This window comes from Bilophila sp. T19-St14 (assembly GCF_059728385.1).
In genome coordinates this window covers 771,883-796,569 of sequence record NZ_BAAGFT010000001.1, presented here as the reverse complement: position 1 = coordinate 796,569, position 24,687 = coordinate 771,883, and the positions used below count along the sequence as shown (strand labels likewise).

16 protein-coding genes and 1 tRNA gene are annotated in these 24,687 nt (G+C 57.4%); 12 read left to right on the top strand and 5 right to left on the bottom strand.

Annotated elements, in window-relative coordinates:
- Positions 1 to 41: 41 nt before the first annotated feature.
- Together AC6I1V_RS03490 and AC6I1V_RS03485 are read right to left on the bottom strand one after the other, a co-directional pair.
- Entirely contained in the window at positions 42 to 602 is a 561-nt protein-coding gene (locus AC6I1V_RS03490; protein ID WP_302552705.1) for a metal-dependent transcriptional regulator, read from the bottom strand.
- A 24-nt stretch (positions 603 to 626) separates the two neighbouring features.
- Positions 627 to 2,000, bottom strand: coding sequence for an MATE family efflux transporter (locus AC6I1V_RS03485; RefSeq protein ID WP_486855000.1), 1,374 nt, complete (start codon positions 1,998 to 2,000; stop codon positions 627 to 629).
- 393 nt (positions 2,001 to 2,393) lie between these two features.
- On the opposite strand from AC6I1V_RS03485, the gene AC6I1V_RS03480 reads away from it, so the two are divergent.
- From AC6I1V_RS03480 to AC6I1V_RS03455, 6 genes are all read left to right on the top strand, one after another.
- Positions 2,394 to 2,627: a FeoA family protein gene (locus AC6I1V_RS03480; RefSeq protein WP_302552703.1), complete on the top strand. Its 234-nt coding sequence runs from the start codon at positions 2,394 to 2,396 to the stop codon at positions 2,625 to 2,627.
- The gene (gene feoB / locus AC6I1V_RS03475; RefSeq protein ID WP_486855001.1) at positions 2,624 to 4,873 is read left to right on the top strand and encodes a ferrous iron transport protein B; all 2,250 of its coding nucleotides are present in this window, start codon (positions 2,624 to 2,626) and stop codon (positions 4,871 to 4,873) included. The genes AC6I1V_RS03480 and feoB overlap by 4 nt, the downstream gene beginning before the upstream one ends.
- 211 nt (positions 4,874 to 5,084) lie before the next feature.
- Positions 5,085 to 5,333: a DUF6110 family protein gene (locus tag AC6I1V_RS03470; protein WP_005029800.1), complete on the top strand. Its 249-nt coding sequence runs from the start codon at positions 5,085 to 5,087 to the stop codon at positions 5,331 to 5,333.
- Between the two features lie 179 nt (positions 5,334 to 5,512).
- The gene (locus AC6I1V_RS03465) at positions 5,513 to 7,615 is read left to right on the top strand and encodes a heavy metal translocating P-type ATPase (RefSeq protein WP_486855051.1); all 2,103 of its coding nucleotides are present in this window, start codon (positions 5,513 to 5,515) and stop codon (positions 7,613 to 7,615) included.
- A complete protein-coding gene (locus AC6I1V_RS03460; protein WP_302552700.1) occupies positions 7,612 to 8,055 on the top strand; it encodes an HMA2 domain-containing protein in 444 nt (147 codons plus the stop codon). The genes AC6I1V_RS03465 and AC6I1V_RS03460 overlap by 4 nt, the downstream gene beginning before the upstream one ends.
- 158 nt (positions 8,056 to 8,213) lie before the next feature.
- On the top strand, positions 8,214 to 9,611 hold the full coding sequence (locus AC6I1V_RS03455; RefSeq protein WP_486854467.1) for an outer membrane homotrimeric porin: 1,398 nt from the start codon (positions 8,214 to 8,216) through the stop codon (positions 9,609 to 9,611).
- Positions 9,612 to 9,903: 292 nt separating this feature from the next.
- Here the strand turns inward: AC6I1V_RS03455 and AC6I1V_RS03450 are convergent, their stop codons facing one another.
- Positions 9,904 to 10,107: a hypothetical protein gene (locus AC6I1V_RS03450; protein ID WP_486854468.1), complete on the bottom strand. Its 204-nt coding sequence runs from the start codon at positions 10,105 to 10,107 to the stop codon at positions 9,904 to 9,906.
- A 411-nt stretch (positions 10,108 to 10,518) separates the two neighbouring features.
- Positions 10,519 to 13,191, bottom strand: a complete 2,673-nt coding sequence (locus tag AC6I1V_RS03445) for a mechanosensitive ion channel family protein (RefSeq protein ID WP_486854469.1) — start codon at positions 13,189 to 13,191, stop codon at positions 10,519 to 10,521.
- Positions 13,192 to 13,694: 503 nt separating this feature from the next.
- On the opposite strand from AC6I1V_RS03445, the gene AC6I1V_RS03440 reads away from it, so the two are divergent.
- Genes AC6I1V_RS03440 through AC6I1V_RS03430 form a run of 3 tightly spaced genes read left to right on the top strand, consistent with a single transcriptional unit; the run spans position 13,695 to position 18,735 of the window.
- Positions 13,695 to 14,801, top strand: a complete 1,107-nt coding sequence (locus tag AC6I1V_RS03440; protein WP_486854470.1) for a class II glutamine amidotransferase domain-containing protein — start codon at positions 13,695 to 13,697, stop codon at positions 14,799 to 14,801.
- Entirely contained in the window at positions 14,789 to 16,420 is a 1,632-nt protein-coding gene (locus AC6I1V_RS03435; RefSeq protein ID WP_302552696.1) for a glutamate synthase-related protein, read from the top strand. Before AC6I1V_RS03440 ends, AC6I1V_RS03435 begins: the two co-directional genes overlap by 13 nt.
- An 11-nt stretch (positions 16,421 to 16,431) precedes the next feature.
- Positions 16,432 to 18,735, top strand: coding sequence for an FAD-dependent oxidoreductase (locus tag AC6I1V_RS03430; RefSeq protein WP_486854471.1), 2,304 nt, complete (start codon positions 16,432 to 16,434; stop codon positions 18,733 to 18,735).
- Between the two features lie 1,135 nt (positions 18,736 to 19,870).
- Here the strand turns inward: AC6I1V_RS03430 and AC6I1V_RS03425 are convergent.
- Complete coding sequence (locus AC6I1V_RS03425) at positions 19,871 to 21,484, bottom strand: Na/Pi cotransporter family protein (RefSeq protein WP_486854472.1); 1,614 nt, start codon at positions 21,482 to 21,484, stop codon at positions 19,871 to 19,873.
- A 259-nt stretch (positions 21,485 to 21,743) separates the two neighbouring features.
- Between AC6I1V_RS03425 and AC6I1V_RS03420 the strand changes: the two genes are divergently transcribed.
- The 3 genes from AC6I1V_RS03420 (at position 21,744) to AC6I1V_RS03410 (ending at position 23,609) form a co-directional block, all read left to right on the top strand.
- A tRNA-Ser gene (locus AC6I1V_RS03420) sits at positions 21,744 to 21,833 on the top strand.
- Positions 21,834 to 21,927: 94 nt separating this feature from the next.
- Positions 21,928 to 22,284 carry a DUF6538 domain-containing protein gene (locus AC6I1V_RS03415; protein ID WP_486854473.1) on the top strand — a complete coding sequence of 119 codons (357 nt, stop codon included), beginning with the start codon at positions 21,928 to 21,930 and terminating at the stop codon, positions 22,282 to 22,284.
- A gap of 53 nt (positions 22,285 to 22,337) precedes the next feature.
- Positions 22,338 to 23,609: a site-specific integrase gene (locus tag AC6I1V_RS03410; protein WP_497736853.1), complete on the top strand. Its 1,272-nt coding sequence runs from the start codon at positions 22,338 to 22,340 to the stop codon at positions 23,607 to 23,609.
- The last annotated feature ends 1,078 nt before the right edge of the window (positions 23,610 to 24,687 follow it).

The window sequence follows — 24,687 nt, the reverse complement described above, 5'->3', positions numbered from 1 at the left end:
CCGCACCCCATGCGGGGTGGATCCGTGTTAACGGTACTTTGTTAACGGTACTTTTTCCGCAGCTCGTCCTGCCCCATCATCTGGGTGCGCATGGCGAGCATGGGCGGCACGTTGCGGACAAGATCCCTGTCCGCATTGGCGGACTGGATATGTTCCAGCCTGATTTCTTTGTAGTCTTCCTGCCAGTTTTTCCAGTTCTCCTCGCGGCTCCGCAGATACAGGACAAATTGCCCCAAACGCCGGATGACGTCGGGCGGGATGACATGCTCCAGTTCACAGGCCACGTCGTTGGAGACGCTCGGCCCCAGTTGGAGGATATGCTGGAAAAATTCCTGAATGACGATATGCCTGTGGGCGATGTCCCTGCCGATGTGCATCCCCGCTTCCGTCAGGTGGACGAGGCTGTAGGGCTCATAGTCTACATAGCCCATGCTTTTCAGCGCCTTCAGCGTGCTGGTGACGGTGGAACGGGACACGCCCGCCGCCTCCGCGATGGAACTGGCACGGGCCGCGCCTTCCCGGATTTCCTGATAGAAGATGATTTCTAGGTAGTTTTCCAGCACAGGTGAAAGCTGTCTGGCGTCATTCCGCTCTTCGGGCATACCGCATTCTCCTCTTGTGGCTCGTCAGGCATTCTGACGCTTTCGCATGCCGTATTCAAGCCATTTTTTTCCGGCATAGAGCCGTGCGTACCAGAATGCCGAACCCGCATTCGCACAGAGCATGGCGGCGTAGATGCCGACCGCTCCGAAGGCGTTGCCGAGTGCCCACGCCAGCGGAAGCTGGAACGCCCACATGGTCACGCAGTTGACTTTGCAGGAGACGCGTGTGGCCCCCGCCCCGGCGAAAGCCCCGTTCACAAGCATGGAATAGGTCTTGAGCGGTATGCCCGCGCACGCGAAGACGAGGAACTGCGCCGCTTGCCGGACTACCTCAGGCTGTGTGGACAACAGCCCCGCCACCGGCCCCCGGAACAGGAACAGCAGCCCCGCGCCGATTCCAAGCGCGAGGGCGGCTGAAAGGGCGAGCCGTTGGCCGAAACGGAACAGGGCTTCGAGCCTGTTCGCACCGATCAGATGCCCGCTCAGGATGGTGACGGTCATGCTCAGCGCCGCCGTGGGGAAGGTCAGAAAGCTTTCCACCCGCGAGCCGAGGGTCATCCCGGCAAGGACCGGAACCATGTCGCCGGGCAGTCCCGTGAGCAGCGACAGGATGACGAGATTCCCCATGTGGCCGGCCAAGGCGCCGAGGGCGGACGGCCCGCCCACCTTAAACAGGTAGGGCATGGCGCGCCGGGCCCACCGCCACGGGGCGAGGGATGCGCGGGTCAGGATGCCGTGCCGGACGATGGCGCACAGGTTGCAGGCGAGCCCGAGCAGGGCGGCCCCGAAGGTGCTCCACGCGATCCCCTGATACCCGTAATTGGGAAGGCCGCACAGCCCCAGCCCGAAACCTGCGCTGCCGATGAGATTGCCGACGGCGACCACGGCGATGGCGATGAGCGGGAGGCGAACCAGCTTGTAGGCCCGGAATACCGAGTTCAGCATGATCAGGGTGTAATAAAACGGCAGTTGGCAGCTATAGGCAATGATAAAGGTTCTGACCACGGGCTCCATTTCGGGGGAGACGTGCATGAGCCGGAGCGTCAGGGGCAGGCATAGGAGGCTTGCCGTTGCGATGATTGTGCCCGTAAGCCCGGCAAGCCCCGCAATCAACGCCGCGTACCTGCGGGCGCGCTGTTCGAGCCCGGCCCCAAGTGCTTGGCTGATGGTCGTCAGGCAGCCGCTTCCGGCAAGGGAGGTGATCAGCATGAGGAGGGTAAAGACCTGTGAAACGATGCCGAGCGACGCCTGTACGGAGGCGTCCAGCCGTCCCGCCACCCAGAGATCCGTCATGGAAACGGCGAGATGGCACAGCATCATGCCGAGCTGTGGCACGGTGAGGGAAACGAGTTCCCGGGCGGTTGGCAGGGCATTGTTCGGAGCGGCGTTTGTAAGCATGGATTCCCCCAAAAGCCGGGAAGTAGGTCAAAAGTGTTTATTTGTCAAATAAAGTTTGACTAATCAATCTTTAAGATTTTCCCTGAAAAAGGCCCGCTCCAAGTTGTTTTGGCTGGGGAAATGGCCTTGCTGCGTTTTCTAACGCGCAGAAATCGTATGCTATAGAAAAGTGCAGACATACAATTGAAAGTTTTTCTCACTTATATTGACAATACTTTTCAAGAATGGCATCTTTCCCCCGTTCCGGGAGGGCTCACATCAGGGTGGTGCAGACCCCGTGAAAGTCCCCCGGTGGAAAACCGTAACGCACGCAGTAAACTGCATGCGCTGGTGAAGCAGAGTGTCGTCTGGTTTTCTTAATAAAGAAAATCAAAATCAATCTTGGAGGACTGTATGCGGAGGATAGGTTTGCGCCAGATGCAGGCGGGGCAAAAGGGCAGCATCGTCAGCGTGAATGCCGACGGCGAGCTCGGGCGGCGTATCCGCGACATGGGGCTCATCCCCGGTACGGATGTGGAAGTTGTGGGCCGCGCGCCGTTGCGTGACCCGGTTGCACTGCGGCTTTTTGGGGTCACGCTGGCCCTGCGGAACCGTGAAGCCGATTATATCACTGTGGAGGTCGCATGAGTCAGGCCCATGCCGATTGCCCGCACTGCCGTCAGGACGGCGGCGGGGCGAAGCACATCGCGTTGAAAGAGGTTCGTATTGCGCTGGCGGGGAACCCGAACTGTGGGAAAACCACGGCGTTCAATGAATACACCGGAACCCATCAGCATGTGGGGAACTATCCCGGCGTCACCGTCGATAAGAAAGAAGGCTATGTCTCCATCGACGGCGTCGAAGTCCTGATGGTTGACCTTCCCGGCACGTATTCCCTGACGGCGTACTCGCAGGAGGAAATCGTCACCCGTGCCGTGCTCGCGCCTGAAAAGGCCGAGGAAAAACCCATGGCGGTCGTGGATCTGGTAGACACCTCCGCACTTGAGCGCAACCTGTTCCTTACCGTCCAGATTATGGAAATGGGCCTGCCGGTCGTGCTGGCCTGCAACATGATGGACGAAGCCCGCAAGGCCGGCATCCACGTGGACACGAAGGAACTGGGCAAGCAGCTCGGCATCCCCGTTGTGGCGACCGTGGCGCGTTCCGGCGAGGGCCTCAAGGACGCCCTGCGCGAAGCCATCGCCTTCGGCCGCCGGGGGAGCGCCCCGCTGAACATTTCCTACGGCCCGGATCTCGATCCGGTTCTCACCAAGATGGAGCGGCTCCTTACCGAGAAGGGGCTGCTGACGGATCGTTATCCTGCCCGCTGGATCGCCTTGAAGGTACTGGAAAACGATTCCGAAATCCTGAAGCAGGTGGAGCGTATGCCCGACGTGGCCGCACAGCTGCGCGCCGACCGGGAAACCGTGGCCGAACATCTTCGGGGTACTTTGCAGACGTCGCCCGAAGCCATCATTGCCGACTACCGTTACGGCTTTATCCGCGGGGTGCTGCGCAGCGGGGCCGTCCGGCGCGAATCGGCCAAGGATCGCCTTGAGCTGTCCGACAAGCTGGATAAGGTGCTGACCAATACCCTGTTCGGCCCCCTCATCATGCTTGCCGTGTTGTACGCCATGTTCCAGCTCACCTTTGTGATCGGCGCGTACCCGCAGGGATGGGTCGAGGAAGGCTTCGGCTGGCTTGGCGAAACCGTAAGCAATCTGATGCCCGACGGCTTCCTCAAGTCGCTTATCGTCAGCGGCGTCATCGACGGCCTTGGCGGTGTCATGAGCTTCGTGCCGCTTATCGTTATTATGTTCACGCTGGTTGCGATTCTCGAAGACTTCGGCTACATGGCTCGTATGGCTTACATGCTTGACCGCGTGTTCCGCGCCTTCGGCCTGCACGGGGCTTCCGTCATGCCGTTCATCATTGCGGGCGGCATCGCGGGCGGCTGCGCCATCCCCGGCGTCATGGCCACCCGCACGCTGCGCAGCCCCAAGGAAAAGCTGGCGACCCTGCTCACGCTTCCTTATATGGCGTGCGGAGCCAAGCTCCCCGTGTTCCTGCTGCTGGTGGGCGTGTTCTTCCCCGAAAACCCCGCCCGCACCATGTTCCTGCTGACGCTGGCAGGTTGGGCCGCCGCGCTCATTATGGCGCGCATCATGCGCTCGACCATTATCCGCGGCGAATCCACGCCGTTCGTCATGGAGCTGCCCCCGTACCGCATCCCCACCCTGCGCAGCGTGCTCACCCACTGCTGGGAACGTACATGGATGTATCTCAAGAAGGCCGGGACTGTGCTTGTCGCCGTCTCCATCCTGATTTGGGCGAGCATGACCTTCCCGACGCTGGATCCCGAACAGGCCGCGCCGCTGGAAGCGCAGATCGCCACCTTGCAGGAACAGGTGGACGCCTTGCCCGAAGGGGATGAGGCCCGCGCTCCGCTGGAGGAAGAACTGGCCGCTGTGCAGGCGACCCTCGCTGAAGAAGCCCTGCAGTACTCGTGGGCGGGACGGCTCGGCATGGCCATCGAACCCCTGACCAAGCCCGTGGGCTTCGACTGGCGCACGGACGTGGCCCTGATTGGCGGCATCGCGGCCAAGGAAGCCATCGTTTCCACGCTCGGCACGGCCTATTCGCTTGGCGAGCAGGATCCTGAAGAAGCGACGTCGTTGGCGGAACGCCTTGCGCAGGATCCGAATTGGAATAAGGCGACGGCGCTGTCCCTCATGCTCTTCGTACTGCTGTACTCCCCCTGCTTCGTGGCCCTCGTGGTTATCCGTCAGGAAGCGGGCAACTGGGGTTGGGTTGCGTTCAGCATGATATTCAACACCGTGTTTGCGTACGGCGTGGCGGCGGCAGCCTATAGGATCTGCATGGCTGTTTTGTAGGCATCTTTTGAAAGGCTGTGTTATAAAAATGGTTGATGCTTTTTTTCTTGAAATTCCAAAGGAATAACCGGAAAAATACCTTAGCCGTGGATTCCGCCAAGAGGAAAACTGGAGAAAAGGGCTGTATTTTCATCGCACTATGGAGATGAAACAACCGCATGCTGTAACAGAGCCTGATGAAAAACGAAATTCCACATCGAAGGAGAATGTTATGAACGAGAACATGAAGTACGGCTTGTTTTTCCTCGGCGGCTTGGCCCTTGGTGCAATCGGCGCGGTGGCGGTGAGCAAGGGCAAGCTCGACCTGAAGCCTATGGCCGCTGACCTGCTGAGCCGTGGCATGGACGTCAAGGACGCGGTGCTCGCCAAAGTGGAAACCGTGAAGGAAAATATGGACGATATGGTGGCTGAAGCCCGCCATGCGGCGGAACAGCGCCGGGAAGCGAAGGAAGAGGCCTAGCCTCTGTTTCCCGCGGGCGTTTAGCCGATGTTTCCGGTAGGTTTCCCCCGAAAGAGGGGCAACTCCGGGAACGGAAGCGCAACGTCCTCCCCCCCCTCTCTTACGCCTCCGGGACGGCTTCATGCCGCTCCCGGAAGGCGGGCGGCCTTCCCCCGCCTTTCCTCCAAAAAGGAATTCCCATGCAGTTTTTTATTGTCCATGATGTGCCGGGGCGGGTCCGTCTGCGTGCCCGATCCGGTTTCAGCCTCCGCAAGGCGCAGGTCCTTGCGGACAGGCTCGACGCCGTCGACGGCATCGAAGGGGTGCGCGTCAATCCCCGTACGGGGAGCGTGCTTCTCTTGTATGCCACCGAGGAAGCGAAGCGGGCCGCGATCCTGTTGCTGGCGGTGCCCGCTTCGGAACAGCCTTCCGGGGATGTCGCCGTGTGCGGCGAAAACCTCCCCGAACCGGCCGGAAGGCCCAGTTGGGGGCCTTTCCTCCGCTATATTTTTATCCGGCCGTTTATGCCGGCCCTCATTCGGGTGGCCACGGCGGTGGCGGCCTCCGTCCCCTTTATCCTCAAAGGGGTTGCCGCGTTGTGCCGCGGACGCCTCAGCGTGGATGTCCTTGATGCCGCCGCCATCAGCATTTCCCTGCTGCGCCGCGATTTCAAGACGGCGCGCCTGCTGACCCTGCTCCTTGGCTTCGGTGAAGCGCTTGAAGCGTGGACGCGCAAGAAGTCGCTGGATACCCTCGCCCAGAGCCTTGCGCTTGATGTCGATACCGTCTGGGTGCGGCGTGAAGGCCGGGAGATGCACGTCGCCATCAGCGAGTTGGGCGAAGACGATCTGGTCATTGTCCGCACGGGTTCCGCCATTCCGGTGGACGGTGTGGTGGCTGAAGGCGAGGCCTCGGTCAATCAGGCTTCCATGACCGGAGAGCCGCTCGGCGTCCTGCGCTCTCCCGGTTCGTCGGTATACGCGGGAACCGTGGTTGAGGAGGGCGAGATCGCCATCCGGCCCACGGGTGTGGGCGACGGCACGCGCCTTCGGCAGATCGTCCGTTTCATTGAGGATTCCGAAGCGCTTAAGGCAGGGGTGCAGGGCAAGGCGGAACGGCTTGCCGATGCGGTGGTGCCGTTCAGCTTCCTGCTGGCTGGGCTCGTCTGGCTGGTCACCCGCAATCCGGCCCGCGCCGCTTCCGTCCTTCTTGTCGACTATTCGTGCGCACTGAAACTTTCCACCCCTCTGGCGGTGCTTGCCGCCATGAAGGAAGGGGTCGGGCGCGGCGTCCTCGTCAAGGGCGGGCGGTTCCTCGAATCTCTGGCGGCGGCTGACGCTGTGGTCTTTGACAAGACCGGCACCCTTACGGAGTCCCGTCCGCGTGTCGCGGAGGTGATCCCCGGCGAAGGCTACGAACGGGACGACATCCTGAGGACGGCGGCCTGTCTTGAGGAGCATTTCCCGCATCCCGTCGCCCGGGCCGTCGTGCGGAAGGCCGAGCAGGAGGGCCTGCACCATCAGGAAGAACATACCGAAGTCGAATATGTGGTGGCGCACGGCATAGCCTCCCGTCTGCACGGCAAGCGCGTGCTGCTTGGGAGCCGCCATTATATCCACCACGACGAGGGTGTGCCGGTGGATGGCATGCGGGACGACATCGAACGTCTGGCCCGTGAAGGCCGTTCGATCCTCTATTTGGCTGTGGATGGGAAACTGGCCGGGCTCATCGCCATTGAAGATCCGTTACGGCCTGAGGCTGCTTCGGTTATCCGTAAGCTGCTCGGCCGGGGAATCCGTGTCGTCATGCTTACCGGGGATGACGAACGCACCGCCGCCGCTGTAGCTGAGCGGTTGGGCATCAGCGAGTACAGGGCGCAGGTGTTGCCTACGGACAAGGCCGCGGTGATCCGCAGTCTTCAGGCGGAAGGCCACACGGTGGCCATGCTCGGCGACGGGATCAACGACTCTCCGGCGCTGTCCGCCGCCGACGTGGGGGTGACCCTGAGCGACGGTGCCGATCTGGCTCGGGAAGTGGCGGATGTGGTTCTGACGGAAGGCCGTCTTGATGGGCTCGTCACCGCAGTGGATCTGGGCAAGGCCGCCATGCGGCGCATCCGTACGGACTTCGGCCTGATCATGACCCTGAATACCCTGTTCCTCGCGTCCGGGTTGGCCGGTTTCCTCCAGCCGGGGCCCTCGGCACTCCTGCATAACCTGACGACGGTGGGCGTGTCCCTCAACGCCATGCGTCCGATGCTCAAAGCGGGCGCGGAACCTCAACTTGAGGAGGTCTCGGCATGAGCGAAATCGAATCGTACATTACGAGTTTTGTGGATGGGCGGGTGCGCCTGCGCCATCCTTCCTTGAAACGGGCGGAGGACGCCGAACAGGTTCGCGGTTTTCTGGCCTCACTGCCGGGGATGTTGCATGTGACGGTGAACAGCCGTACCGGATCCCTGTTGCTGGAATACGATCCGGCCCAGATCAGCCGGGAAGACTTATTGGCCCTTGCCGGGCAGTGGGCGGATTTCGCCTCTGCCCAAGATGGGGCCGCGGCACCCCGGAAGCGGCACTTCAGCAGGGCTAAGGCCATCCGGTTCACGAACCGGGGCATGTTGGCGACGCTTGCCGCATCCCTCGCTTTCGGCCTTGCCGGACGGGAACGCGGGCACATCGTGGCGGGGGGCTTGTTCCTCCTCTTCAATCTCGCCCATCTCTATACCTATAGAAAGGCCCTGTAGCCTTCAAAGACGGGCTCTCACGCTCATCGGGAAGCTCGGCTGGCGACGGTGTCGCAAGCCGAGGCCATGCCTTGCGTCCTCATTCCGGCGGGCGGTCAACCATAAACGGGCCATCGGCCCTTTCCATGAACCTCAAAGGCTCCATATCAGGAAGAAACATGAAGAAAATAGCCGTCCTTCTTTTGGCAGCAGGGCTTGTTTTCGGCGCGGCGCACAAGGGTGCGCAGGCCGCCGACATCAAGGTTTCAGGAGAATGGGATTTCAACACCGAATGGAACAATGTCGGCTTTACCAAGGAAAAGACCGACGATCTGTTCCATGCCCGCCAGCGTTTGCGCACGCAGGTGGACATCATCGCGTCCGAATCCCTGAAGGGTACGGTGTTCTTTGAAGTCGGGGACACCAATTGGGGCAACAGCAGCGAAGGTGGCGCGCTCGGAACGGACGGCAAGGTCGTCGAAGTCCGGTACTCCTATGTGGACTGGGTTGTGCCCCAGACGGATCTGCGCGTCCGCATGGGCTTGCAGCCGTTCAGCCTGCCGAACTTCGTGGCGGGCGATCCCATCATGGGGAGCGACGACTCGGACGGTGCGGGCATCACCCTGTCCTATCAGTTCAACGATATGGCCGGGATGTCCCTGTTCTGGCTGCGCGCGGAAAACGACAACACCACGGTTGACCGCGGCGTAGGCAACGCGATGGATTTTGTGGGCCTGAGCGTCCCGTTGGCCGGCGCGGGCTGGCAGCTCAACCCGTGGGGCATGTACGGCAACCTCGGCAAGAACAGCCTGCATGAAGTGGGCGAAAACGGGGAATCCCTGATCGACGGGCTGCTTCCCTACGGGCAGGATGGTGTTTCCTTGGTAGCCAAGGACTCGAACAACCCGGCATGGTGGTTTGGCATCGGTGGGGAACTGACGACTTACGATCCGCTGCGTCTCGGCTTTGATTTTGCGTACGGCAAGGCCGATTGGGGCAAGGCGACCAACGGGCAGGATTTGACCCGGGAAGGCTGGCTGCTTTCCGGCATCGCCGAATACAAACTCGACTATGTGACCCCCGGCCTCATTGCGTGGTACGGCTCCGGCGACAATTCCGACACGATGGACGGTTCGGAACGCCTGCCCACGCTGTCCCCCGGCTGGGGCGCCACGACGCTTGGCTGGGATGGTGCGTATGGGATTTCGGACGGTGCCGTGCTCAACAACACCCCTGCCGGAACGTGGGGCGTGGTCGCCCGCCTTGCCGACATTTCGTTCTTTGAAGACCTCACCCATACGCTGGCGGTGGGCTTCTATACGGGTACCAACAATACCCGGATGGTCACTTCCGGCCCGGTCGACGGTATCCAGGGCGGCAATGTCTACCTGACGACGAAAGACCATGCCTGGGAAGTCAACTTTGATTCCCAGTACAAGCTTTACGAGAACCTGACGCTGGCGGCTGAAATGGGCCTTGTGCGTCTTGATCTGGATAAGGATGTTTGGGGAAGCAAGCTCAACGGCGTTGACAAGACCGCATATAAGGTTGGCCTGAACTTGAACTATGCGTTCTAATCATTTTCTAGTGGAAGCAGTTCCACAGGAATGAAGCGAGGCCGGGACTCATTGCCAAGAAATGAGCCCCGGCCTTTTCCGTTCTATGAAGGGTTCATTGCCGGAGGAAGTAATACGGCATTGACGTTAAGGTAAAAGGGCCATTACCATTTTGGGTTGTAGATTTGGATGGATCTGCCAGAAAATATGATTGATATCTTTATACAGTGTAATGCAGTATTCTTTGGGTTTGTTTATAGCTAAGATTGATGTTTTGTTTCTGTAATTCAAGAGAGTGCTGAGGAAAGCGTTTTCAGCCGCGGAACACGCCAGCTAAAGAAATCAATGAAATCAATTGATATGAAACTGTATCAATCAAATGCTGCGCTAGGGCTATTTTCTTTGGCTGTATCATAGAAATGGTTGGTGCTTTTCTCTTGAATTTCCAAATGAAGAACCAATAAAATGCCTTGGCCATGGATTCCGCCAACGGGAAAAACGGATGAAAAGGCTGCATGTTCATCATCCTGTGGAAATGAAACAGCCACGCTTATGACAAAGCCTTCTTTTTTAGAATGCCCTATTGAAAAACGCTATGGCTGAGGCATAGTATTGGTTATTTGTTTGGGGGATTTCAAGAAACAGAATGCCAATCAGCTACTGTTGTACAGCCATTTGACTAGGCTATGTCATAGAAAATGGTTGATGTTTTTTTGGAGTTCCAAAGGGATAACCGGCAAAATGCCTTGGCTATGGATTCCGCAAAGGGGAAGGCTGGAGAAAAAGGCTGTATGTTCACCGTGCTGTGGAGAGGAAACAACCACATGCCATGACGAGCCTACGGCTGCTGATTGCTGGCAAAACAGGCTCCTCCGATTGCCGGGAGAGCCTGTTTTTATTGTGTCGGTAACGGGAGCACGTACCGTTTTTATCCCTCAACCCGTGACAGGGGCTGAGCCTGAGGGATGACGTGCACGTCAAGCTGCGGGAAGGCGATTTCCACCTGATGCGCGGCAAAGACTTCCACAATCCGGTGGCGGATAGCTGAGGCGGCATCCGTGGCGGTTCCGATATCCGACCAATACCGGAGTACGAAGTTCAGCGTGCTGTCAGCGAAATCCATGAACAGGACGAAGGGCTGAGGCCGCCGCACAATCTGCGGGACGGACTGCGCCACTTCAACCAGCAGCCGTTCCACGAGCTTGGGATCAGTCCCGTAGGCCACGCCGATGGCCACTTCGCGGCGCACGATGCGCCCGTTGCGCGTCCAGTTGATCAGGCGGTTGGAGACAAACTCCGAGTTCGGGACGAAGATGACGGCGTTGTCGAATGTTTCCACCGTGGTCGCGCGGACGCTGATCTTGCGGACGATGCCTTGCAGGTTGCCCACATCGATGACGTCGCCTTCGTGCAGGGTGCGGCTGAAAATCAGGATGAGGCCCGACAGGAAGTTGTTGACGATGGTTTGCATGCCGAAGCCGATGCCGACGGAGAGGCCCCCGGCGATGACCGCGAGGTTTTCCAGCCCAAACCCAAGGGCCTTCAGGGTAAAGAGGGCGAAGAGCGTCCACAGCCCGTAGGTGATGCCCGTCTGCATGGGCGGGATCAGGGTTTTGTCGATTTTGTATGACTGCGAGGCCACGCGGTTCAGGAACGAGCGGGAGGCTGTGATGGCCGCCCTCGTAATGTAGAACACGCTGACGATGAGGATAAGATGAACCATGTTGAACGAGGCGGAGCCGACCTGCACGCCGGTGCCGAGGTAATGCAGCAGGAGCAGCGCCCCGCCGGGCATGGCGATGACCCAGAGCACCATGCCGCACAAGATGAGCAGCAGCACGATGGGCGCGATGAAGGCCGCGACGAGGCCGGCGAGCACGCTGCGCTGGGCGTGCTGCTCACCGTCCTGCACGTCCGAGGAACGGTTGAGGATCTGGAGCAGGCCGATGATGAACTGGGTGTTGATGGCGAGGCAGTCGACGAGGATGAGCACGAGGATCGCCATGCGCGGCCAGCCGATGGCGGCGATGGCCATACTGAGCCAGACGGTCAGCCTGTGGACGTGCAGCAGGTTGTTTTCGATGCCGGGAAGCTCACCCGCATGCAGCTCCTTGAGGATGTACAGCGAAAGCAGGCCCACCGCAATCCAACCTAGGGAGAGGATGCCGCCGGGCAGGTTGGGATAGCTGAGCAGGATGCCGAGGCTTGAGGCGAGGTACATGGGCCAGAGCGGTGTGGGGCCCATCTTTTTGCCGAGGATGAAGCAGCGCATGCCCCATGCGAGGGTCATCTCGCCGCCGATGACGAGGATGCTGCCGAGTACGAGCAGCCCACGGAAGAGCTCGCCTTGGCTTCCGAAGGAGGCCCCGACCAGGGCGAGGCCGGAGAACTGCCACAGAAGGCTGCGCAGGATGCCGGATCGGGCGGCCGTGGGCATGGTGCCGTTCTTTTCGGCACGGACCATGCGGCGGTTGACGAAGAAGACGGCGACGCAGCCCAGGAGCAGCACATTGAGGAAACGCAGCCCCACGCCCTTCCATGCGGAAGGGTTGCGCGGGATTTCAATGCTCATGCGCAGGTTCATGTTCTGGAGCGTCTTTTCCCACTGTTCGGTGATTCCCTCCCATGCCACGGGATCGAAGAAGCGGCTCGGGACTGAAAAATAATAGGTCTGCCACAGGCTCGGCAGGTAGCCGGTCACGCTTGTGTGCATCTTCTCGATTTTGTTGAGCAGATCCGTGGCTGAGGAAAGTTCGAGCGTCAGCCGCTGATCCATTTTGCTGAGCTTGTTCCCAATGCGGCTGATGTTTTTCCACGTCTGCTGCTGATCGGGGTTCAGCTTTTCCTTGCTGCCCTTTTCCGGGAGGGGCGGGAGGCTCCTTTTCATCTGTTCCAGTGCGGCGATCTTGTCCTTGACCACGTTTTGTGCGGTCAGGACGGGCTGCATCTGCTGGCGCAGGCCCGATGCCTGCAATACGCCGCGCTGATCGATGGACTCCAGCATGATGGGATCGAGCTTGTGCGTCCCGGCCAGCGAGAACAGGCGCTGGGCGGCTTCCTCCATGCCGGGAAGGCTCTTGCGGAGCGGATTGATGATCGCCTTGAGGCTCCCGGCCAAGCCGTCGATCTCGATTTCCATCGCGTTCAGCTCGTCCAGGTTCTGCTTGAACGCCTCTTCCCACACGGCGTCGTCGGAGGCGGTGGACTCGCTTTTCTGCTGGGCGGCTTCGGCCTCCGCCTGAAGCTTGGCTGCCGCGGCCTCAGCCTCCTGACGCGCCCTTTCTTCGGCCTCCTGCTTGGCCTTGGCCTCCTCTTCGGCCTTGGCTTTGGCTTCGGCCTCAAGGCGGGCCTTTTCCTCGGCTTCCTGTTTGGCCTTCTCTTCAGCTTCGAGTTTGGCTTTTTCCTTGTCCGTCAGGGAGTCTTTGCCGGCGGCCTTGCCGGAGGACGCGTCAGCCGTTTTCTGGCCGGACGCGGCAGGGGCGTCCTTGCCGGAAGCGGCGAGCAGGGGCTGCGCGGCAAGGCTTGCGCACAGCAGCCCGGCCATCATGAACAGGGCGAAGCGCCCGAACGTGGATCGTGTGAAAAAACGCTGTAGGGACATGGTCTTCTATCCTTTATCAACTCGAAAAGATGTTCCCGTTCATACGGCAAAGCGTCAGGCCATGCAAGGCCGTTTGCCTGCGGAACGGGGGATGGGACGGTTCGTGCCGTATGGCGGGCCATCAGGAAGGAATGCCGTGTGAGCGCGCTGCCGCCTCGCTGGGCAAGGAAATATAAGGAAAGGGGCATTGGGGAGGTGTTTTGATGAAAAAAAACGAATATTACAATTTTGTAAAAATAGAATAAAAATCGAATGAATGAATTGATACCTAAAAATAAGTATGTTATTGGCTCATTGAATCGTCAAACAGGATATGTATTTTTCTTTTGACATTTAAAATAACAATTTTGTATAACACGTGTGTCGCCGGGCCGGAAGCGGCCCGCCAAGGGCCTTTTTGTATTGCTGCGGGCGGTTGCCGCCCGCACGGGAAACGCGGGATGGCGCGCCGTCACGAGCCCTGCCGCGCGTGGCGGGCAATCCGTATGAGGATGGAGGAAGCTATGTGCAGAATCGGAGCGATCAAAAGCAAGGTGCCGGTCGAACCGGCAAAAGCGTTGTATTTGATGCTTCCCCAACAGGAAGGGCATGACAATTCGGGTTATGCCATGGTGATGCAGGATCTGTACGGCGTGTTCGAGGGCCATAAGGACAAGCCGCTGCTGTCGCTGGCCTGCACGCCGCGCGGCGTCCGGATGGTCGATGCGTATATGGCGGAGCAGGGGTTCGAGCAGGTGTTGGAGTGGCTTCCGGACGTGGATCGGCGGCCCGGCCTCGATATCAAGGCCATGCCCTGTTATGTGTTCCGTAACTACGAGTATCCCGAAGCCTACAGGGGACGCCCGCAGGCCGAGCGTGAGGAACTCCTGCTCGACACGCGGCTTGCCCTGCGCCGGATGCTGGAAAAGGACGGGCAGGGGTTCGTCTATTCCTTCTGGCCCGATGTGCTGACCTTGAAGGAAATCGGCGATCCCCGCGACATCGCCGCCTATTTCCGGCTGTGGGACGGGGACGGCCCCCTGCGGGCGAAGAGCATCGTGACCCAATGCCGCCAGAACACGAACTACGACATCGTCCGGTATGCGGCGCATCCGTTCTTCCTTCAGGGCTATACCCTGTGCGCCAACGGGGAAAACACGTTCTATACGAAGAACACGGAGTACCAGAAGTCGTTGCACCGGGGATACGTCGGGTTCGAGTCGGACTCGCAGAATTTTCTCTACACCCTGCATTACGTGCTGCGCGAACTGAAGTGGCCCCTCAAGTATTTCAAGCACGTCATTACGCCGCTGCCCTTTGCGGAAGCGGAACGGCGCGGCGACCGCAAGGTGCTGAGCCTCATCCGCGAATCCCTCGCCCATCTGGAAATCAACGGCCCCAACACGATCATCGCCGTGCTCCCTGACGGAAGCATGATGACGTGCTGCGACTCCAAAAAGCTGCGCCCTGTGGTTGTGGGCGGCGACGGGACGACCATGGCGATTTCCTCCGAAGTCTGCGGGCTGAATGCGGTGCTGCCCGATCGGGATGCCTCGCGGGACATCTATCCCAACGAGCGGGAAGTTGTGCTCATCAATAACGATTTGGCGGTGCAAAGATGGAATCAGTGACCACGCAGGACATTGGCGTCAACGATTTGAGGTGGATCATCGACTATCGGCCTGAGCGCTGCACCATGTGCGGCAGCTGCGTGGCGGGGTGCACCTTGAACGCGCTTGAGGTCGCGGTCATGAGGCAGGATCTGACGGTCTCCCGTGCGAGCCGGCCGGAACCGGTTCGGGAGCACCTGGCCCGTCCCGTCATCCGGCAGAAGGCGAGCCTTGGCGAATCATGCGTCGGCTGCGGCATGTGTGAAAAAGTATGCCCCAATCAGGCCATCCGTCCCGTCCGCAACCCTGACAGCCGATATGCGCTGCTGGCCCGGACGAACGGCCCCACCAAGCGCGGCGGACGGACCAATCTGAACGCGCAGCGCACCCTTGATCACATCGTCGTGGGCCGCATCAGCCAGATGACCGACCCGGCGCTGGATTCCGAGCGGCATACCTTTGACATTCTGGCCCCGTTCGGGCGTGTGCTCCTGCCCGGAGAGCTTCCTTTGCGCGCCGAGGGCGGCGAACTCAGGCTTGAGGGGAAAACGCCCCCGCTGCACTGGATTTATCCGGTCATTTTCAGCGACATGTCCATCGGCGCGCTGTCCACGCGGGCGTGGGAGGCCATTGCGCTGGCTACGGCCTACCTCAACGAGCAATGCGGCCTTCCCGTGCGCATGAGTTCGGGCGAGGGCGGTATGCCCGTCAAGCTGTTGGAATCCGAGCGGCTCAAGTACATGATCCTGCAAATCGCTTCCGGGCATTTCGGCTGGAACCGCATCATCAAGGCCATGCCCCGCATGAAGGCGGACCCGGCGGGCATCCTGATCAAGATAGGGCAGGGCGCCAAGCCCGGCGACGGCGGCCTGCTCCCCGCCGCCAAGGTGGCCCCGCACATTCAGGCCATCCGCGGCGTCCCAAAGGCGACCCTACATTCGCCGCCGAACCATCAGGGGCTTTATTCCATCGAAGAATCGGTCCAGAAGATGCACTTGTCCCTGAACGCGGCCTTCGGGTTCCGCGTTCCCGTGGCCATCAAGTGCGCGGCCTCGGCAACGTCCGTATCGGTCTACAACAACCTGCTCCGCGATCCGTACAAAATCTGCGGCGGGTTCTTCATCGACGGCATTCAGGGCGGCACCGGCGCGGCGAACGAGGTTTCGCTCGATCATACGGGGCATCCGGTGGTTTCCAAGCTACGCGACTGCTACCTCGCCGCCGTGCGGCAGGGATTGCAGGGGCAGATCCCGTTGTGGGCGGGCGGCGGCATCGGCATGACCGGGACGGCGGCGGCCGACGCCTTCAAGATGATCTGCCTCGGCGCGAACGGCGTGTTCCTCGGCAAGATCCTCATTCAGCTTCTGGGATGCGTGGGCAATGAGCAGGGCCGCTGCAACGCCTGCTCCACGGGCAGATGCCCCACCGGCATCTGTACGCAGGACCCGCGCCTCGTCCACCGGCTGGACGTCGATCGCGGCGCTCAAAATATTGTAGATTATATGCTGGCGTTGGACGGCGAACTGCGCAAACTGATGGCTCCCATCGGCAACAGCTCGTTGCCGGTGGGCCGTTCCGACGCCCTTGTGACGACGGACAGGGCCGTGGCCGACAAGCTCGGCATCCAATACGTGTGCTAGGAGGGCGCGACATGTTGACAATCAAGACATTGCAAGGGACGCACCGCATGTCGACCCAGGACTTGCTTCTCGTCATTGAGGAAGCGGTCGGCAACGGCGAGACATCGTTTGAAATCGAAGCGTCGGGCCAGCACGACATTGGCGGCCCGCTGTGGAACAGGGAAGGCAAGGCCCTGCGGTTCCGTGTGACCAACCCCGGCCAGCGCGTCGGCTCCATGTGCCTCGACAATACGGAAATCCTTGTGGACGGCCCCGCGCCCGCCGATGTGGGCTGGCTGAACGCGGGAGGCCGCATTGTCGTGCGTGGGGATGCGGGCGACACCGCCGGGCACTGCGCGGCGGCGGGCGTCATCCATATCGGCGGCCGGGCGGGGGCCCGATCCGGTTCGCTCATGAAGCACGATCCCCTTTATGAGCCGCCGGAACTGTGGGTGCTCAAGAATGTGGGCAGTTTTTCCTTCGAGTTCATGGGCGGGGGCAAGGCCGTGGTCTGCGGTTATGATTGCGAAGGGCTTCCTTCCGTCCTTGGCGAACGTCCCTGCGTGGGCATGGTCGGCGGCATAGTGTATGTCCGCGGCGCACTTTCCGAGGACGTTGCGGACGATCTCGCCGTATCCGGGCTGGAACCGGATGATGTCGCCTACCTTGAGGCCGGGATGGAAACATTTTTGTCCGCCGTGGGCAGGCCGGAACTGCGTGCCGTCCTCAGCGATTGGAGCGAGTGGCGGAAGATTCATCCCCTTACCTTAGGGGGACATTCCCCTAGGCCCGATCCCATGCCGATGAAAGTGTTCCGGGCCAAGGAGTGGATACAGGGCGGCATCTTCAGCGACGTATGCCGTGACGATTTCTCCGTGAACGCCACCGTAGCGCGCGGCCTGTACCGCCAGCGCGTCCCCTCGTGGGACAACGCCGCCTGTGCCGCGCCCTGTGAGTTCCGTTGCCCGGCCTCTATCCCCACACAGCGACGGTACAACCTGCTGCGTGCGGGCAAGGTGGAGGAAGCCTACAAGCTGGTGCTCGACTATACGCCGTTCCCCGGTTCGGTATGTGGCGGCGTGTGTCCCAACCCGTGCATGGAAGGGTGCACACGCGGCGGCATCGACGAAGCCGTCCAAATCGGGGCGCTCGGGCGCTGTTCCATTGATGTGGCCTTGCCCCGTCCCACTGGGCGTACCGGCAAAAAAGTCGCCGTGATCGGCGGCGGGGTCGCGGGGTTGAGCGCCGCATGGCGGCTTGCCCGGAAGGGGCATGAGGTCACCGTCTACGAAGCCGACGACCGCATGGGCGGCAAGTTGGAGCAGGTCATCCCCCGCGCCCGTCTTCCGCACGAGGTTTTGGAAAAGGAACTGAAGCGCATTGAGGACATGGGCGTGCGTTTCGTGACCGGCAGCCGGGTTGACGCGGACGGGTTCCAACGGCTCCGGCGGGAAAGCGATGCGGTGATCGTCGCCACCGGAGGGCATATCCCCCGCGTGTTCCCGTGGCCCGGCCACGAGAAGATTGTGGCGGGCATCGATTTCCTCAAGGCCATCAACAAGGGCGGGAACCCTCGTGTCGGCCGGAATGTCATCGTCATCGGCTGCGGCAACGCGGGCATGGATGCCGCAGCCGGGGCCTATGCGATGGGCGCGGAAAGCGTGACCTGCATCGACGTGCAGAAACCGGCGGCCTTTGCCCATGAAATCGCGCACATCGAAGCGCTGGGCGGCAAGCTGCTCTGGCCGGTGATGACCAAGGAAATAACCGATGACGGGCTCATCACGGCGGACGGGACGCTCATCCCCGGCGATATGGTCATCATCACCATCGGCGAATCCCCGGATTTGGGCTACCTGCCTGAAGGCGTGCGGAAATTCCGCGATTGGGTCGTTCCCGGGGCGGACATGAGCCTTCTTGAAAACGTGTTCGCGGCGGGCGACGTGATCAAACCCGGATTGCTGGCGGATGCCATCGGAACGGGAATCAAGGCGGCTGAGGCCGTTGACGCCTCGCTTCGCGGTGTGGCCTATGCGCCCGTCGAGAAGAAGCCGGTACCCTCAGGGCAATTGAGCACAGCGTATTTCGCCCGTTGTCCTCATGGCGATCTGCCTGCCGCGAACCGGGATTTTGACCGTTGTGTCAGTTGCGGAACCTGCCGGGATTGCAGAATGTGCTTGGAATCCTGCCCGGAGGGGGCCATCAGCCGGGAAACGCTGGCGGGCGGCGCATATCGGTATGTTTCCGATCCCGATCGGTGCATCGGATGCGGCATCTGCTCCGGCGTCTGTCCCTGCGGCATTTGGACGATGCATCCCAATGTTCCGCTGGAGTAGGGGAGGCGCACGGAAGATTGGGGAGGGAGGAGCTTTTTGAATAGGCTGTGTCATAGGAAATGGTTGATGCTTTATTTCTCAAAAATTCCAAGGGAATAACCAATAAAATGCCCCAACTGTGGAGTCCGCCAATGGAAAAATGAGAGAAAAGGTCTCTATTTTGACCATACTGTGGAGATGAAACAACCATAGCCTATGACAGGGCCTCTGAATACAGTTTCTCCTTCCCTAAAAAACGCCTTCTCTCCGTTTTAAACATGTTCATTTTTATTGAACTCTGCCCACAGGAGAGGACGGGGAAAAGGTCTGTTGTGCCATGATTGATGCAGGGAAAGGCTTCCTGCTCTCAAGAAAATACCTTCGACTATGGGGCTAAGGGAAGCCTTTCCTTTTTTGGGAGATGCTACGGTTTATCCTGTAGGGATGAGCTTCCTCTGTGGCATATCCGTACGAGGGCAAGGTTCGGTTCATTCCTCTTTCTTTGAATGGAAAGAAAACGAAATGACGCCAACGTCCCCGTTAAGCTGACTTTTGCTTGGTGCGCCCGCGTACGGATAGTTATCGCCCTAGGGTGTGTCGCTATTTGTATATAGCTATTTGAAATTATTAAAATGATTTTTATGGTTTGAAAAATAATTAAATAATTTCAATAGATTATATCTAATAACGACACGACCTAGGCTTGTTCACACAAACAGAGAATAAATATAATCTCTATAAATGATTATATTTATTTTTGAGCGATGCTGTATTTTTCTTCAAAGCTCTATTATGGTACTTGGTTGTTTTATTTCATCAATATACTAAAAAATAGATGCTTTTTCTTCAATTTTTTCGCAGGCAGGCTCCATGATTGGGGGGATTGGTTATTTCTTTGGAATTTCAAGAAGTAAGGCACCAACCGTTTTCTATGGCACAGCCCTCTTCAACACTCTTCAATCATGGGAAAAATTCAGCATAACGTGAACACGCCCTAGCTTTGTGTCGTTAACTGTGTATAATTTATTGAAATTATTAACTATTTTTTTAAATCATAAAATATTATTTTAATAATTTCAAATAATTGCATTCAGTGTAACGACACGCCCCAGACAGTTTGCCTCATGATCGGGAGAAGGCCCCCTCTTGTTTTTCACTATGCCTTCGCTTCCGCACAGGTGGAAATGGTGGCCTTGGCGACATTGTTTGAATGATAGCCGATGTGCTCAATGATACCGAGGATATCCACATAGACAAGGCCGGTTTCGGAGTCGCATTCCTGCTTGTCCAGACGCTGGATGTGGCGGTTCCGAAGCTCGACTTCAAGGCCGCGCAGCTTCCCGGCGATGGGGGCGACTTCACGCGCCTTGTCGGGATCGTCGTTGATGAAGCCGTCCAGCGCGGTCACAATGGCGTGGTGGGCTTCGGCGTACATGCCGGAGAGTTCCGTCATGGCCTGCGGGGAGAAATCCTTCGGCCTGTTCTGGCGGTACGCATAGTACTCAAGGAGCTTCTTGCCGTAATCGCCGATGCGTTCGATGTTCCCGGAGCTGGCGACATACAGCGTCAGCACACGGGCCGCGTCGTCGGAAATCCCGGCCTGCATGATGTCCTCGGCATAGGCTTTGACGGCCTTATGCAGTTGGTCGATTTTGGTTTCGGTCTCTTCGATTTTGGGGATGAGGTCTTTCCTATTATTGAAGAAGACCTCCTGAACCGAATCAAGAAGATGGATAGCCAAAAAGCCCATGTAGGCGCATTCGTTCTTGACCGCTTCCACGGCGATGCCGGGGGTGGCCTCGATGAGCTTGGGATCGAGATACTGGGCCCCTTCGACGGTCTTGTGGGCCTTGTCGGGCAGGAGCCTGCGGATAAGCGTCGCGAACAGCTTGACGAAGGGCAGGAAAATGATGGTGTTGAAGACGTTGAACAGCGTATGGGCGTTGGCGATCTGGTGGGCGATGCCCGTCGCCGTCATGGCGATCAACTCTTGGTAGAGCGGGAGGATGGTGAGGAAAATGCATACGCCGATGACATTGAAGAGCACATGGGCGGCGCAGGCTTGTTTGGCTGTCCTATCCGTGCCGATGGAGGCGAGGACTGCGGTTATGGTGGTTCCGATATTGTCGCCTAGGATGATGGGGATGGCCGCGTGGAGGGGCAGGAGGCCCTGCACCCCAAGGGCGATGGTCAGGCCGACCGTAGCGGCGCTGGATTGGACAAGAAGGGTGAGCAGCGTTCCGGCTAGAACCCCCATAAGCGGGTTGTAGCTGAACATGAGGAACAATTCCTTTTCATTACGGAGAAAACTCATGGAGGATTCCATGGTCTGCATGCCCACGAAGAGCAGGCCGAAACCCAACAGGCCGTTGCCGGCGTACTTCTGTACCTTGGAGCGTCCGAAGAAGGAGAGGAGCACGCCTATAATAATGAAGAGGTAGGCGTAGTCTTGGATCTTGATGGCGAGGATCTGGCCCGTAACCGTGGTTCCGATGTTGGCGCCCATGATGACGCCGATGGCCTGCGTCAGGGTCATGAGCCCCGCATCGACGAAACTGACCGTCATGACCGTGGTGGCGCTGCTGCTTTGGATGAGAATGGTAACGCAGGCACCCACCAGCACGCCCATGATCGGCGTTTTGGTCAGTGTTCCGATAAGCTGTCGCAATCGGTCCCCGGCTATCAGCTGTAAGGCCTCACTGATCAGCTTGATGGCGAAGAGGAAGAGCCCAACGCCGCCAAGAAGCTGAATGATGCTTTGTACAGACATGAAGACGCTCCTTAGAGTTTGGTTCGACTCTTGCCCCATGAAAAGATGAACTGTCAAGGGAATTCCCGACGAATTCGGATACCCGGTACTTCAAAAAAGGAGAACGACATTTTTTTAGAGTATCATGATGATAAAATTTCCTTTATTTATCGCGTATTATTTGTTGATAACGTCCGCAGCGTGGGAAAAACGCCGATTTTTCCCAAAAAAAAGCTTGCCAGCCATCCTGAATTTCGCTAGTTACATCCCTGCACGACGCGGAGAGGTGTCCGAGCTGGTCGAAGGAGCACGATTGGAAATCGTGTGTACTCAAAAGGTACCGGGAGTTCGAATCTCCCCCTCTCCGCCAGAAATTTTGAACCCACTGGAAACAGTGGGTTTTTTGTTTTTGGCATGAGCTTTATTCCTGTGGATACAGTTCAGGGATACATTTGAGGCTCATCATGCCATTTGTCGGGGTATCTTCTTACTCCCGGTACCGTTCCTACCAGACGACCCATCGCGGTATTCCCTACATCCGCATTCTTGTTCCCAACCATCTGCAATCACTGATTGGTCAACGCGAGATCAGACGTTCTCTGAATGGTCTGGACAGCCGTAGTGCCCGTACCAAGGCGTTGCGGCTCTCGCTTGCTGCCCAACATTTTTTTGCCTTGGCTGATGATCTTGCCCATGAACGGATACATTCCGTGCAGGAAGAAACTATTCAATCATTTGGTATCACAAGAGAAAACATCAAATCTGTGGGTACATTTCTTTTTGATTCCACACTGAAAAAGACCTGTCTCCGGCTTCCCTGACCCTCTTGCTCCCTTCTTTCCTGAGGGAGCAAAAGGGGACCCTTTCCGTCAAAATGTTTTCTGAAAAAGCTGTTCCTGTTCGCAAAGAATCCATAGAGGACGAACCACCTGCCATTAAAGACGAACACAATCTTCCTACCCGTTCAGCTGAAACAACACGCCGCAGGATCAAACTGGAAGGGAAAAAGGAACTCCCCAATCTCAGGGAGGCGCTGGACGCCTATGTAAAGGCCAAGATGCTTACATGGTCAGCCGCAAGCGCCAAGGACATTCCTCCTCAGGTGCGGCAGTTCGTGGAAATAGTGAGGGAACTGGAACATGGTCGGGATATTCGTGTGGATGAGCTTTCCCGTGAGCACATCCGAAGCTACTTTGATACGCTGAAACACCTGCCCTGCCGCCTTTGCGGGCAGAGGCAGTTTGCGGGCAAGGGCTGGCTCCAGCTTGCCGATATGGGACGCTCCGGGCAGATCGAACGGCTTTTGAGCGTGAAGACGATGGAAGTCCGCCAGACGAACGTGCGAAGTTTCGTCAACTGGTGTGAGTTGGAGTATCGCGGAGCTGTACAGGCCAAGTACGTGAACTCAGGGTTCCCGAAGGTTCTTTCCGGCAAGGACATCAGACGAAAAGGAGTGAAGCGTGAGGCGTTCACACAAGATGAGCTGAAAGCCCTTTTTGGGGATATGGGAAAATACGTTCAGGCAACGGAAGGTGTACCGTCACGCTTCTGGGCTCCGTTGATTGCGCTGTATTCCGGGATGCGGCTGGAAGAGATTTGCCAGCTTCATCTTTCCGATATCGTGAAGGTGGATGGAGTGCTGTGCTTCTCCATCAATGAGGAAAGCGGGGGCTCCGGGTATGTGAAGCACGTCAAGAGCTCTGCCGGCATCCGCAAGGTGCCCGTCCATCCCCATTTGTGGGATGAACTCGGACTGAAGAAGTTTGTTGCTTCCAGATGGACGAAAACGCCGGAGGAAAACTACACGTCGACTCTGCTTTTTCCTGATTTACAGGAAAGGGTAAACGCCGTGAACCATGCCACTGTGAAGCTCGGTTCCGCCCTGACGCACTGGTTTACGCGCTATCGTCGTTCCGTGGGAGTGGGAGGACAACATGGTGAGCCGAGCACCAAGGCTTTCCATAGCTTCCGCCATACGGTGATCGAGTATCTGCACAAAGAGGCCCGTGTGGACCTTTCCATGCTTCAGGCCGTGGTTGGGCATGAGATGGTGGATATGGGGGTAACGGAGAACTATGCTGGTGACTGGCCCGTGAAGGTGTTGTTGACTGATGTTATAAGCCGATTAGACTGGAAATTAATTTAAGAAATAATTAGCAGCCAACAGGATATTTGGGGGACTGGAGAGTTACGCTTTTAGGCCATATTCTTTTTATAGCACGAACTATCGTATATTTGGGAGAATTAATATGTAACTATTTAAAATAATAAGATATTTTTAGGTTTAGAAAAGGACTGACATCAGGAGTGTTATGTTGTTATATTAATAACAAATTATTTAAAAGTGTGAGGCTTTGTGTGCCAACCGATAATTAATAATCATATAGCTGGATAAAGATCGACGAAGCCTGTTTTGGTTACTATGCGCTTCAAGAAGTATAAAGTAATACTTTTTGAGGCTTTTTGTTTTTTGTAACTCCTTTTCACTGATAGAACTAAAATCAAAATCGATATTGATGTAGCTATTTATGAGGACTTATTTTGGAGAAAAATGCAAACATCTCCAAATTTTGTTAAGAAAGTTGTACTGTTAGTTTGGCCTGATGCTCAGTTAAATGATAATGAAATTGCCTTTAGTAACTATAGTGTTTCTCTTAATACAGAAAGTTGTAGTAGTTATATATCGAAAAGGAACTATAATTTATACAAATATTTAGATAGAAGTGATTATGATGATAAGTGTATTGGTTTTGCTTGTGGATCTTCCATGTCGATGGGGTATTATTGGGAGCCATTGATTAATATAAAAATTGATATACTGAATCAAAATATAGTCCGTAACCTTATGTACCGTCTTGGTATGTTTTTATACTTAATGAACGATATACTTTTAATAAAAAAGCATGTCATGAACGTATAATTATAGATACTTATTCTTTTAAAAATATTTATGAAAAGCGTTTAATAGATTTACTAAAAAATATTATCTAGTGCGTTACGGCTTCACACAGGCAAAGTATTTTTTGTATCATTGTGAGGATGGTTGTTTTGACTTTGCGGTTGCTTATTTTAATCATCCTATTGGAAAGACTGTAAAAATTGCCATAACAGCATGGCATGAAAACCAATATCAAGAACGAGTAGTGTTCGATGCTATTCATCCTAGAAAAAAGGCTTCTCTTTATAGGGTAAATAATATTGTTAACTGTCGTAACCGAGTCTAG

Bases quoted from the DNA above. Each gene is read 5' to 3' on its own strand.
- AC6I1V_RS03490 (WP_302552705.1), bottom strand. From the start codon at position 602: ATGCCCGAAGAGCGGAATGACGCCAGACAGCTTTCACCTGTGCTGGAA.
- AC6I1V_RS03485 (WP_486855000.1), bottom strand. From the start codon at position 2,000: ATGCTTACAAACGCCGCTCCGAACAATGCCCTGCCAACCGCCCGGGAA.
- AC6I1V_RS03480 (WP_302552703.1), top strand. From the start codon at position 2,394: ATGCGGAGGATAGGTTTGCGCCAGATGCAGGCGGGGCAAAAGGGCAGC.
- feoB (WP_486855001.1), top strand. From the start codon at position 2,624: ATGAGTCAGGCCCATGCCGATTGCCCGCACTGCCGTCAGGACGGCGGC.
- AC6I1V_RS03470 (WP_005029800.1), top strand. From the start codon at position 5,085: ATGAACGAGAACATGAAGTACGGCTTGTTTTTCCTCGGCGGCTTGGCC.
- AC6I1V_RS03465 (WP_486855051.1), top strand. From the start codon at position 5,513: ATGCAGTTTTTTATTGTCCATGATGTGCCGGGGCGGGTCCGTCTGCGT.
- AC6I1V_RS03460 (WP_302552700.1), top strand. From the start codon at position 7,612: ATGAGCGAAATCGAATCGTACATTACGAGTTTTGTGGATGGGCGGGTG.
- AC6I1V_RS03455 (WP_486854467.1), top strand. From the start codon at position 8,214: ATGAAGAAAATAGCCGTCCTTCTTTTGGCAGCAGGGCTTGTTTTCGGC.
- AC6I1V_RS03450 (WP_486854468.1), bottom strand. From the start codon at position 10,107: ATGCAGCCTTTTCATCCGTTTTTCCCGTTGGCGGAATCCATGGCCAAG.
- AC6I1V_RS03445 (WP_486854469.1), bottom strand. From the start codon at position 13,191: ATGTCCCTACAGCGTTTTTTCACACGATCCACGTTCGGGCGCTTCGCC.
- AC6I1V_RS03440 (WP_486854470.1), top strand. From the start codon at position 13,695: ATGTGCAGAATCGGAGCGATCAAAAGCAAGGTGCCGGTCGAACCGGCA.
- AC6I1V_RS03435 (WP_302552696.1), top strand. From the start codon at position 14,789: ATGGAATCAGTGACCACGCAGGACATTGGCGTCAACGATTTGAGGTGG.
- AC6I1V_RS03430 (WP_486854471.1), top strand. From the start codon at position 16,432: ATGTTGACAATCAAGACATTGCAAGGGACGCACCGCATGTCGACCCAG.
- AC6I1V_RS03425 (WP_486854472.1), bottom strand. From the start codon at position 21,484: ATGTCTGTACAAAGCATCATTCAGCTTCTTGGCGGCGTTGGGCTCTTC.
- AC6I1V_RS03415 (WP_486854473.1), top strand. From the start codon at position 21,928: ATGCCATTTGTCGGGGTATCTTCTTACTCCCGGTACCGTTCCTACCAG.
- AC6I1V_RS03410 (WP_497736853.1), top strand. From the start codon at position 22,338: ATGTTTTCTGAAAAAGCTGTTCCTGTTCGCAAAGAATCCATAGAGGAC.